We start from the raw sequence: 12,619 nt of genomic DNA, 5'->3' as shown, positions 1-12,619 counted from the left end.
GTGAGCCAAATTAACATGATTGAAATCTTGGCTATACCGCTCATTTCACAATACTGATGCCACCCATAAATGATCCATTTAATATATCTTTACTCATTTCATTGCATATTCCATACAGTCATCCACGGGACAACCTCCTGACTTGCCTCTCCACACCAGAACGGTCTCACGGCCAGCTGCCACCGGTAGCAAGCACAGCCTGCACGGCACGGCACGGCACGGCACGGCACGGCACGGCACGGCACGATATCCCTGCATGTCGCTTGGTGTCTGCTTGCATCTTACCTGCGCTGCAGGGCGATGATTGCTCCTGCTAGCCTACATAGTACAACCCCACTTGGCCTCCCTGACGTTTAACACAGCTTAATAAAAAGATGCCGCCGAGGTATGCATATCAGTATGACCTCCCCCACTCTTTATTGTCTTGGATGCTGGTGAGTAAAATATCGCACTCACGGATATGTTTACGCATCATCGTGAATCTACATTCAAATTAATGGTGAGAAAAAAAGTGAGGATGTCGGCTGTCTGCAACATAGTCACCATATTTAACTCGCGATACATTCGCTCATCAGGTTACAGATGTTACCGCCCATATTTACACTATTTACCTTTACGTCACCCAGCGTAATTAACCGGAACGTAAATATCTACCATACCGATAGAGATGATAATTATTCTTGTTCAGTGACAACCAAAAGAAATTAGTAGGATGACGATGAACATGAGAAGCGATAAGGGTGTTAACCATCACCCAAGCAGTGGCGCCAGCAACTGCAGTGCCTGATCGAACTCGAACTCGTTGACTGCCCGGCTCACCTCTTGAAATGCAGCACGCAGCGGCAATGCACTGCCTGCCAGATCAGCCTCAATCTGCTGACAAAGCGCCAACGCCTGGGCATCGCTCTGTGCCAGCAAGGCCCCCAACTGCTGGAGTTGCGCCGCCATCATCCCGGCATCAATGCCCCGGGAAGCGCTCATCGTCACAGGGGACGCTGCCAGCGCGGCTTCCAGCCCAGACAGCAGGGGCGTCAATTCTGCCATCAGGGATGGCAAGCGGGTTGCGACCCCTGCATCATCCCCCTCTTCACAGGCTTGCTCGAGCAGCGCCGCCAGCTCCGCCACACCGGTCGCCCCTATGGTGCTGGCACTGCCCTTGAGGGTGTGAGCCAGACGCCGGGCCGTGACTTTGTCATCCGACACCCACACCGAGTGGAAACTGGCTTCAAACCCCTGCTGCCCGTTACAAAAGCGCTGCAACATATTGCGGTAGAGCGCACTGTCGCCCCCCATCACGGCCATGCCCCGCTGCACGTCAAGGCCGGGCACGCCTTGCCAAGGGGTCGCATCGTCAGTCACCTGCAACTTGCTGGCGGCAGCCAGAGGTCTGGCGGGTGTGATCCAGTGCGAGAGGGTCGCCAGCAACAGCGGCATATTCAAGGGTTTGGCGATGTGGTCATTCATGCCTGCCGCCAGCGCCTTCTCTTTATCTCCGGCCATGGTGCTGGCGGTCATGGCGATAATGGGGATCCCGGCCAGCGCCGGATCGGCGCGGATCAACCGGGTCGCGGTGTACCCGTCCATCACCGGCATCTGGCAATCCATCAGGATGCCGTCAAACCTGCGATCTTGCGCCAGCAAGGCAAGCGCCTGTGCCCCATCGCAAGCACAGACCAGGGAGATCTGCTGCTTGCCCAACAGGGCCAACGCAACTTCCCGGTTCATGTCGTTATCATCCACCAGCAGCAGACGAGCCCCCGCCAGCCCATGAGCGGGCAGCGCAACCTGATGATGGGGGCTTGCATCCGATAACGCCTCCCGTCCCACGGCATCGCCCGCTAGCGCCTGACGCAGTGCTTGCGGAGTAAAGGGATGGGCAAGCACATCACACGGCGCCAACCCCAGCGCAGCAACATGGCTGGCAAGCGGTGCGGGATCGCCCGAGGTGATCAGCAAGATCGCAGGCGGCGCTGCCAGCGTGCCAACCTCCTGCAGCACCTCTGGCAACCAGCTATCTCCATCCTGCCACCCCAGCATCACTCGTTCACAGGGTTTGCCCGCCGCGATGCCTTGATGCAGCAGTGCCAGCACTGCGGCGGGAGCGTCCGCACAGACAAGCTCAACGGGCAGCGCCACCAACTGGTGGAGAATGGCCGCTCGCGAAACAGGGCGCGGCTCCAGCAACAGCAGACGCTGCGGCGCCAGCGGCATGGCCACATGTTGCTCTTCATGACCCTTATCCGCCAGGGTGGCGAGACAGATACGGAAGTGAAACTCGCTGCCCTGCCCCGGGGAGCTCTCCACCCGGATCTCCCCGTCCATCAGTTGCACCAGATTGTGCGTGATAGCCAAACCAAGACCGGTGCCACCATATTTGCGGGTGGTCGAGCTGTCAGCCTGTTCAAAGGAGTGGAAGAGACGCTGGCACTGCTCGACTGTCATGCCGATACCGCTATCCTGCACACTGCCCTGCAGCCAGATCTTGCCATCTCGCTCGTTACTGCGTGCCAGCTGGACGATCACCTCTCCCTGCTCGGTGAACTTGATGGCATTGCTGGTCAGGTTGAGCAGGATCTGGCCAAGTCGCAGGGGATCACCGCGTAAACGGTCAGGCAGATCACCTGCCAGATCGAACAGCAGCGCCAGCCCCTTTTCCCGCGCCCGGAACGCCGTCAGATCAGCCAGCCACTCGAATACCTCGTTGAGCCGGAAATCCACCTGTTCCAGTTGCAGCTTACCCGCCTCCATCTTTGAGAAGTCGAGGATGTCGTTGAGGATCCCGAGCAGGTTGTTCGCCGCTCTGTCTATCTTGCTCACATAGTTGTGCTGCTCGGGGGAGAGACTGGTTTGCAGCGCCAGATGGGCCATGCAGATGATCGCATTCATCGGCGTGCGGATCTCATGGCTCATGTTGGCCAAAAATTCGCTCTTGGTTCGGGTGGCATCTTCGGCGATCTGCCTAGCTTCTAGCATGGCGGCCTCAGCCTGCTTGCGGTCGCTGAAATCGAAGATGATCCCGTCCAGATACATGGCCTTACCCTCGGCATCATAGGTGGCGAGTCCGATGGAGTAGACCCAGCGGAGCTGACCCCAGCGATCGAAGATGCGGTACTCGTTGATATATTGCCGATGTTCGGCAATGGCCTCGATGGTGTTGCGGTTGCTCAGTTCGAGGTCATCGGGATGGATCAAGTCACCAAAATCGCGGCTGTTGCCTACGCCGACAAAATCGCTGGCGGGATAGCCGGTCAATTTTTCCGCCTCGTCGCTGACGAACAACATGGTCCAGGGATGATGAGGCAAGCAGCGATAGACCATACCCGGTACGTTGCGCACCATGGACTGGATCCGCTGCTCGCTCTCGTGCAGCCGCTGGCGATCTGCCGCTATCCGGTCATGAGCCTCCCGCATGGCCTGCTCGGCGGCACGGATCGGGGTGATGTCGACCAGGCTGCCGACCGCACCGCTTCGCTCGCTCTCGGCAAGCTCGATCCCCGAGAGAAAATAGAGCATGTCCAGAGGGCGGCCATCCGGCGAAAACAGGCGCACCTCATGCTGCGTTCTGGCCTGGCTGCCAGCCACCCTCAACAAGGTGTTGTCCTCATCCGCCGAGTCCAACCCGGCAAGTTGGGGCAACTCCGCCAACCGCTTGCCCTCGAGCGGGCGGGCACCACCAAATGAACTGGTAAAGGCGCGATTTACCCCCAGCAGGCGACCCTGATTATCGGTATAGAAGAGAGGATGTGGCAGGGTATCGATCAATGCCTGCTGGAAGGCAAACTGTTCGTTGCGCTCGCGGATACTGCGGCGACGCAACATTCGCCCCTGCCAGAGCAGGGCCGAGCTCAGACATATCAACAGGGCGGTGCCGAACAAGGCCACTCGCCGCCATCCTGACACGGCCTGTTCCACATTGCCCAACAGCAGCAGCATCCACTGCCCTTTGGCATCGTGCCACTCGATAGGCATGCGGCTCACCAGATAGCTATCTTTCCCTATCCGAACTTCACTGCCATCGAGTGCAGGCAGGATCACCGGTTGGCGATCCGGGGCAAAGTAGTGTCCATATAGGCGAGAGGCAAAGAGCTGCTGTTGCCTGGCGGCAGAGTTCGCTCCCACCACCGCCATTTGCCAGTCGCTCTTGTTGCTGGCCATCACAACTCCATCTGGCGAGACCAGCAAACCGATGGTATCGCCCCACCCGGCCAGAAAGGTATCGAGCAGCGCCATCTCGTAACGCGCCACCACCACCCCAGTAATGTCGCTTCCTTGCGCCCGATCGTGAGAGACTGGCGCCGCCACATAGATCATCCGCTTGCCGGTATTGAGGCTAACCCCAGCATCTACCGTTTCCAGCCCCAGGATCCCTTGTCTGAAGTAAGAGCGAAACGACACATCCTGCCCGACGACATGGCGACCAAGCGCATCCCAATCACGGACAATCACCCCTGCTTTATTGGTAACAAAGGCATGATTGGCCTTCACCCCCTGCGCCAACACCTGCAGAGCTTCGCTCGGGCTCAGCTCCCCCCGCTCGAGCAGTGACGATTGCTGGATCTCGCGGTTGAGGCGGCCAGCCAGTTGCACCGCCCCCATCCCCTTGCTTGAGAGGGTCAGTTGCTGCAGATTGTCGCCCTCGCGCTGAATGCGGGTATCCAGCGACTGGCGATACTCCTGCCGCTCCAGCTCCAGATAGAAGGCGTCGACCAGCGTGGCCAACATCAGGGAGAGCAACAGCACGGCAGCAATGTGCCAGAGACGCGATTTCATGGTTGACAGCATGCTCCATCGCTCTGCCTGGCCATCATCAGCACCGCCTCACAGGAGAAGACGTGCAATAAAAGGCACTCACCGAGCAGCGCATTCATCAACTTGTGGCAGCCACTCTTATCATCAACCAGCAGCACCATAGGATGAGCCGCGCTCGGGGCAAGATGTTCCATATCTCGTGATTCTCCCTGCCAAGATGGAGGATGGCGACCCCTGCCAACCTTTCTCACACCATAACGGATCCCCCGACAGGCAGCCATGACAACCCGGTTGAAATGTGCGCACAACCCGACAGGAGCCAGCAACTCACAAGGGATAAATCGGATACAAGAAAAAGTGGATATGGGGTAATGGCGGTTGTACACCATCAGAAGATGGGTCAGCACCAACGGTATGATGATATCGGATTGCTCTCTTTATCACGTTGGGTCATGAGCCAGCTTGCAGATTTATATTTCCAGCGCAAGGTAGCAGAGGTATCGGTTGACCAGGGTCATGCACCCTATATTATCATGCTCAAAATGAGCTGGCAGGATACAGCGACAGATGGGCACATCAGATAGCCATATGGACATAGCAAAAATAATTTCCGGCCCCACGCTGGTACTGGAAAAAGATAATGTGCACAGCGATGCGCTATGCAATCAGTTACGAGCCATTGGCATAAGCCAGATTACGGTGGTGGAGAGTGTCGAGGCGCTGGAACGTTGCGTGGCTGATGGCCCTGCCGCCATGATCATCTGCAATATCGATCTCGATTCGGCAAACTTGCTCACACTGCTGAAAAATATTCGCAGTAGGGCACCTCATCACACACTGCCTTTTTTGACCCTGACCTCAGGGACAGATCGCCCATTGATCGAACAATTTGTCCAGGCGAAAGTCTCTGACATTATCTTGACCCCGCTCAAGCCCGATACCCTTAAAACCAGGATTACTCGGCTGCTGTTGGCAACCAGCCAGTCGCAGCCCCCACTTTCACAATTTGAATTCGGTCGTTTGCACCGTTTTTCCAACAGCGATCTGGTCGCCAGCAATCAGGATAGTCCAACCATTCTGGTGGTTGACGATGTTCCAGATAATTTGATGCTGATCACCTCGGTATTTCGCAAAGAGTTTCATCTCAAGTTGGTCAAGGATGGCGAAAAAGCGATCAGGATCTGCCAATCGGATAATCCACCCGATCTGGTGCTGCTCGATATCATGATGCCCAACCTGAACGGATTCGATGTCGCCAGAATTTTGCGTGAACATCCCCACTCTGAGCACATCCCCATCGTCTTTATGACGGCACTGGATGATATCTATTCCCGTAAACGGGCGATGAAACTGGGGGCCGTCGATTTTATCACCAAGCCGATCGACATCGAGATGCTGCGTTTTCGCATTGCCAATCTGATGCGGCTGGTGCATGCCAGAAGAGATCTGCAAAAAGAGTTCGATCAGATGCTTGAGCTCAATGCGCTCAAAGAGAGCCTCGAGTTCAATATCCGCTATGAAATTCAGGAGCCCCTGCTCAACGCGCTACACCTGCTGGAAGAGCTAGCGGCCGACTCATCGCTCAACATGCTCCAAAAAACCCAGCTATCCATCACCAGAAAATCTGTAGGCGATGCACTGGCATTGACCAGGCTGGCCAGCGAGATTTACCAGATTGAAACCGGCACCTTTGTTTTGAAAGCGGGTAAAGTCCAGCTCTTTAATATTTTCAACCGGCTTTCGGTGCAATTCAAAAATCTCTATGCCGGGAAAAAGCTCGATATCAAGCTGACCAAACCCAAAAATTACCTCTATGACGAGCTATTCATCGCAGGTGACGAATTTCTCTGTTATTCCGCGTTTCAAATATTGACACGGCTCGCTTGTGAGCATGCGGCGCCCTCCTCCTGCGTGGAAATTGTCTGTCTGAAATACCCCGACAGCATTATTTTAAATATTGATAGCTCGACCTTGCTGGATATCAACAATGTCCTCTCTCTGTTCGACAGATTCCCATCCTCTAATAACAACAAAGAAGCACACAGTCACAATGGCTATCATGGCAAAATCATGCTGGAAGCCCATGGCGCCACCGTCACTGTGTCGCTGGATGAAGAAACCCGGCTGCTGAATATCTCGGCGCACTTCCCGCAAAAAGAGGGTTTTAATCCATATCCAGAGTGAAAAGAATCACGATCACAGTACTCAACGGTAACATCGCCGTGGATCATTTTTGGCTACTGCGATGGGTGAATAAAAAAGGATTTATCACCCCTTTCCATTTATCGTCATCTGGTGGTTTACGCAACGGGGTATCTTTAATGCAAGCAGCAAGGGCGAACACCATGAAGCTACCCATTATCCTGTTGGGTTATCTCATTTATACCCCACTCAACAAACCCATCCATTAAGGAGATAACATGAGTCTCATTCGCCGCGTTATCCCCTTGTATGTTCATATTGCCCACCTGTTTCTGGGCTTGCTGCTGGTGTTTGCCCTGATCACCCTTGGTCACCAATATCGGCAGACCAAAACCATGTTGATGAAAGAGGCGGAAGAGAGATTCAGCCTGATTGGCCAACTCACGACCCAGGAGCTGGAAGGGCTGTTTAGCTCCTCGGCCCTGAGTGTCAATCTGCTCGCCCAACAGCGCTTGACCAAGGCCACAACCCTGGCAGACCGCATGGCCAACATCCCCTATATGGCGACCCTGTTAACAGGGCTGCCCTCGGCCAACAGGGTCTATGCCGGTTACAACAACGGCGATGTGTTCCGGCTGATGCGCTGGCCTGCCGACACCGAGGTGCAACATCTGACTCCACCTGCCAATACCCGCTGGATCGTCAAAAGCGTTCGGCATCAGGAGGCAACCACGCTCACCGATATCTTCGCGCTGGCCGACAACCTCACCGTCATCGAGCATCAACAGGTATCAGGGCAGCTCTTTGATGCCAGAGAGCGCCCCTGGTTTATTCAGGCCAAGCAGGCCGGGCAACTGGTTCAGACACCACCCTACATCACGCTCGATACCCGGGAAGTCAACGTGAGTGTTGCCAAACCGATGCAAAACGGGGCTGGCGTCATCGGGGTAGATATGAGCCTGCGCTCCATCGAACGCCTGCTCAAGTCCGCCATGATCACCCCCAATATGCGGCTGGCTATTGTCAATGGTCGGGGAGAACTGATGACCAGCCATAAGGGCGGGATGATCATTCACGGTGAGAACGGCACCTTTCGACTGGCCAAGATAGTGGAGGCCGACCTTCCGATGCTTCCACGGCTCATCGATGCCAGCCGACGCCAGAAGATCGATAAACTGACGTTTCAATCAGACGGTCGAGATTGGCAAGGTATGCATATTGAGCTGCCGGAAGCTGATGAGTCACGACAATCACTCTGGATTGCGGCGCCTGTCGATGAACTGCTGGCCAAGGTCATAACCATTCGCAATCAGACCTTCCTTCTGTCGGGCATCTTCCTGATCTTTGCCCTGTTCGCGGCCATCAAGCTGGCCAGAACCGCCGCCAGGCCCCTTGATGATCTGACAGAAGAAGCAGGAAAAATCGCCCACTTCGACTTCAACGATCCGATCAGGGTCAACTCCTATATTGCTGAAATCATCGATCTCTCCCAGGCCATGGGCGACATGAAATCGACCATCCAGCGCTTTTTGCAGCTTTCCACCTCCCTCTCCAGCGAGACCAGTTTCCCCCGCTTGCTGGTGCGGCTGCTCACCGAAATGCAGCAACTGACCGGAGCAACAGGCTGTATGCTCTACCTCTCCGATAGCGGCAACAAGACACTGGAGCTGGCAGGGTTATGCTGGAATGGCGAGGTGCAGGAGCAAACGCCGATCCACAGTATCGGAACGCTCAATCAGCCAAAACACCCACTGTTCCAGAGCTTGCAAGGAGTAGAACTGGAACCCGTTGCGTTGGTCACCAGCGAATTGCAGATCCTGTTTCCCTACATTGAGGAGAGCGACACGCCGCTGACCTTCTGGCCGATTGGCCTGAAAAACCGTGATTGCCAACTGCTCGGCACCCTGGTGTTTTTGATCGATGAACGGAAGAAGTCCCTGACCCCGCAGCGGATGGCATTTGTCAACGCGCTCTCTTCTACCGCCGCCGTGGCACTCACCACCCAGCGGCTGCTGGAGGAGCAGCGCAATCTGCTGGAAGCCTTTATCCAGCTCATCGCAGGGGCCATCGATGCCAAAGTCCCTATACCGGTGGCCACTGTCAGCGAGTCCCTGAACTGACCAAGATGCTGGCAGAAGCGGCATGTGAGGCCAAGGAGGGCCCCTTCCAACACTTCTCGCTCGATGAAAAACAGTGGGAAGCAATACATATCGCGGCCTGGCTACACGATTGCGGCAAAGTCACCACCCCGGAGTTTGTGGTCGACAAGGCCACCAAGCTGGAAACCCTGTGCGATCGCATTCACGAGGTCAGGATGCGTTTTGAAGTGCTGAAACGGGATGCCGAGATTGCCTACTGGCAGGCACGTCTCCACGGGGGTGATGAGGCCACGTTACAGGCCACGCTGCAACAGCAGTGGCAACAGCTGGATGAGGAGTTTGCCTTTATCGCCCGTTGCAACGAAGGGGGCGAATTTATGGCCACAGAGGATATTGCAAGACTGCAGCAGATTGCGGGCCGCACCTGGCAGCGCACGCTCTCCGATCGGATTGGCATCTCTCAGGATGAACTGGCGCGCAAACAGCGGGCCGCGGAGTCACCGCTGCCGGTCACCGAACCCTTGTTGGCCGATCGCCCGGATCACCTCTTCACCCGCAGCAACCGCGACCGCCTTGCCCCTGACAACCCTTGGGGATTTCAGGTCAACACGCCCGAATACCTCTATAACCGCGGCGAGCTCTACAACCTCTCCATCCGCCGGGGCACCCTCACCGATGAGGAGCGCTACAAGATCAACGAGCACATGATCCAGACCATCATCATGCTCGAAAAACTCCCCTTCCCCGCCAACCTGAAACAGGTGCCGGAAATCGCAGGGGGACACCATGAGAAGATGGATGGCACCGGTTATCCCAAGCGGCTGAAACGGAACGAGATGAGCATCCCTGCCCGGATGATGGCCATCGCCGATATCTTCGAGGCGCTAACTGCCGGCGATCGCCCCTACAAGAAAGCCAAATCTCTTTCGGAGGCCATCCGCATCATGGGATTCATGCAACAGGATCACCATATCGACCCCGAGCTGTTTGCGCTCTTTCTCCGCTCTGGCGTCTACCTGCGCTATGCCAAGCGTTACATGAGCCCGGAGCTCATTGACGAGGTGGATATCAGCCCCTATCTCGCCAGCCATTGATCGCCGCGAGGCACTCTGGGTTACCTGATGCCTGCAGTCTGGGGATCTGCATGCAGACCCGCCGTCTTGTCACCGGTGGTCACCCCGATGCGTAATAGAGATGGGGAGGATATGCACCGGACAGCCATGCTAACCCTCTCCATGGCACCTTGTTCTGACTGACCTTACGGACACTTGCCAATAACGGTAATCGAACAAAAAAACGATAAAAATCAGGATAGATAGCCAAATGAAATGACATTATTGACTATAGTTCAATCGAACGTTTGAAAAACGTGACCACTTCACATGGGCCCAGCGCAATGACCACTGAACGGGAACCGTTGATCAGCTCACTGTTTGATGAGTACATCGAGCTGTATTCATCACGGGATGATCGGCTCACAACGCGGTTTAGCAACAATTTCAGCGGTTTTGCCGGCAGCAGTGATGTTCTGGTTACCGATAAAGATGAGTGGATCCGGATAACCCGCCGCGATTTTGCCCAGATCCCGGGCAGGATCCACCTGGAAATACTCGATGTAACCCTGCAAGATCTGGCCGCCGATGTGGTGGCTGTGACCGCCTTCTTTCATATCCATCTACCGAAATCAGAACCTATCCTCTCCCGCAGAACCGCCAGGTTGGTATTGATTTTTCGACACGAAGCCATGGCGTGGAAAATTGCTCACAGCAGTATCTCCATCCCTTACAGTGCGGCTCGGGAAAGCGAAATTTACCCGATGACCAGTCTGGAGGAGCGCCAACATGAGCTGGAACTCATTATCGAGCTCAGAACCAAGGAGCTGGCGGAAGCGAACCGGAAACTGGAAGCGCTCAGCAATACCGACGGGCTAACCAATATCGGCAACCGTCGTCTGTTCGACAACTCATTGAACCAGGCCTGGGAGCGCTGTATTCAGACAGAGATGCCGATTGCGCTCATCATGCTCGACATCGATCATTTCAAGCAGTTCAACGACCTCTATGGCCACGTTGCCGGTGACGAGTGCCTTCGATTGCTGGCCCATACCCTGGCGCAATCCGGGCGCCGCTCGGGGGAGTTGGTGGCTCGCTACGGCGGAGAGGAATTTGTCATCCTGTTGCCACATGTCGAGCGTCAATCCGCCTATGAAATTGCCCAACATATCCAGCGGCTGATTTTTGCACTCGCGCAGCCACACGCACAAAATACCACCGGTCTGGTGACCGTTAGCATGGGTGTTGCCTGCCTCAGACCATCGAGTCACTGGCAGCCATCTGAACTGGTAAAACTGGCTGATGCTGCGCTCTACACCGCCAAATCATCCGGCCGTAACTGCATCAGAGTGGCGGAGTCACCCACCCTCCCGCAACCAGTCTGACCATAAGTCCCTCATGCGTGACCATCCTCCCCACGGGGAACCACTGCGCGCTAACCATGCACGGCAAGGCTCAACGCATCCCATCGCAACATACCTTCCCACTGATCCAGTGTGCTTTGGTAGGTATCCGCCGCGTTGTAATGGGCCATGGCATGCAAGCGGGCATGATAGCCAAGTCGCTTGACCACATCGGGCATGGCATTGAGGCTTGCCAGCAACCGCGCCAGATCGCCGGGATCGTTTGGCTGATATTTGCGGCAATTCACGTCATCGGTGAGGTGTCGGTCCCACCAGGCGCCATCGGCCGGGATCACTACGCATAATCCTGCCGCCATGGACTCCAGAATGGAGAGACCAAACGGTTCCAGATGACTGGTGGAGACAAAAATGCCGCATCGAGATCGGATCTCGTCAAGATTGGCGGGGTTGGCATACCAGTGCGTGTCTGGCAGTTGTGGTTGAGGCTGGCTGCAGGGTTGCAGCGTGCCCTTGGGCTGCAGATAGCACACCATCAGCTCGGGGCGAGCATCAGGGATCAGTTGATGGGCGGCCAGCATGGTCTCCAGCCCCTTCCAGCGCAGCAACGAGGCCGCCCACAAAATACGAGGCCCCCCCAGGGTCGCTTTGGGCCAATCAATCTCGCTCAAACCATTGGTAAATGGCTGCCAGTGTGACGGGAACTCGGTCTCGCCAAGCCGGGCCAGCAATGCCGCCAGGGAGCTGCGCGTCGATTCCAGATAAAAGACAAAACTCGCCCGTTGCAGGGCTCTGGCAGAGAGCCCCGAGCACCCCACAGGGCCATGGATCAGCTGAACCACCCGGCACCGCAACCAGCGGGCCGCCCAGTAACAACAGAGATCCACCCCCGGCCCTGACGCCGCCACCAGGCACTTCACCTGCCCCAGACGCAACACCAGCCAGAGGATCAGCAGGGTTTGCCACCCCTGTTTGAGCAGATAGCCGATGCCGGACTCCCGCCCCTTCAATATGTGGGGCAGCCAAAGGGAATGATGCTCACAGCGGGGCCAGGAGTCGGGATCCTGGGTCAACACATGGCATGTGAGCCCGGGCATCCGCTTGGCCAACTCATCGAGCAGCACTTCGGTCGCAACCTTGGAGCCACCGCGAAACGGGATGGGATCCACGACGATGATCTTTCCAAACACCGGCTCAGTTTGCATGCTCATCTTGC

The 12,619-nt window shown here is 56.1% G+C and carries 7 protein-coding genes; 4 read left to right on the top strand and 3 right to left on the bottom strand.

Annotated features, from left to right (window positions below; translation table 11 throughout):
• Window positions 1-750 precede the first annotated feature (750 nt).
• Together A9G06_RS00835 and A9G06_RS22225 are read right to left on the bottom strand one after the other, a co-directional pair.
• A complete protein-coding gene (locus A9G06_RS00835; protein WP_069553966.1) occupies window positions 751-4,770 on the bottom strand; it encodes an ATP-binding protein in 4,020 nt (1,339 codons plus the stop codon).
• Window positions 4,767-4,943: a hypothetical protein gene (locus tag A9G06_RS22225; RefSeq protein WP_162519496.1), complete on the bottom strand. Its 177-nt coding sequence runs from the start codon at window positions 4,941-4,943 to the stop codon at window positions 4,767-4,769. The genes A9G06_RS00835 and A9G06_RS22225 overlap by 4 nt, the downstream gene beginning before the upstream one ends.
• A gap of 373 nt (window positions 4,944-5,316) precedes the next feature.
• Between A9G06_RS22225 and A9G06_RS00825 the strand changes: the two genes are divergently transcribed.
• The 4 genes from A9G06_RS00825 to A9G06_RS00815 all read left to right on the top strand — a co-directional run bounded on the left by A9G06_RS00825 (window position 5,317) and on the right by A9G06_RS00815 (window position 11,427).
• Complete coding sequence (locus A9G06_RS00825) at window positions 5,317-6,933, top strand: response regulator (protein ID WP_083243709.1); 1,617 nt, start codon at window positions 5,317-5,319, stop codon at window positions 6,931-6,933.
• Window positions 6,934-7,169: 236 nt separating this feature from the next.
• Window positions 7,170-9,011, top strand: coding sequence for a cache domain-containing protein (locus tag A9G06_RS21305; protein WP_083243708.1), 1,842 nt, complete (start codon window positions 7,170-7,172; stop codon window positions 9,009-9,011).
• A gap of 5 nt (window positions 9,012-9,016) precedes the next feature.
• Window positions 9,017-10,084, top strand: a complete 1,068-nt coding sequence (locus A9G06_RS21300) for an HD domain-containing phosphohydrolase (protein ID WP_083243707.1) — start codon at window positions 9,017-9,019, stop codon at window positions 10,082-10,084.
• Between the two features lie 302 nt (window positions 10,085-10,386).
• Entirely contained in the window at window positions 10,387-11,427 is a 1,041-nt protein-coding gene (locus A9G06_RS00815; protein ID WP_069553963.1) for a diguanylate cyclase, read from the top strand.
• A 50-nt stretch (window positions 11,428-11,477) separates the two neighbouring features.
• Here the strand turns inward: A9G06_RS00815 and A9G06_RS00810 are convergent, their stop codons facing one another.
• Window positions 11,478-12,614: a glycosyltransferase family 4 protein gene (locus tag A9G06_RS00810; RefSeq protein WP_069553962.1), complete on the bottom strand. Its 1,137-nt coding sequence runs from the start codon at window positions 12,612-12,614 to the stop codon at window positions 11,478-11,480.
• Window positions 12,615-12,619: the final 5 nt, after the last annotated feature.

Source organism: Aeromonas sp. DNP9, from assembly GCF_001728955.1.
GTDB classification, from domain to species: domain Bacteria; phylum Pseudomonadota; class Gammaproteobacteria; order Enterobacterales; family Aeromonadaceae; genus Aeromonas; species Aeromonas veronii.
The sequence above is the reverse complement of the archived record's forward strand: the minus strand, read 5'-3'. Positions and strand labels throughout refer to the sequence as shown.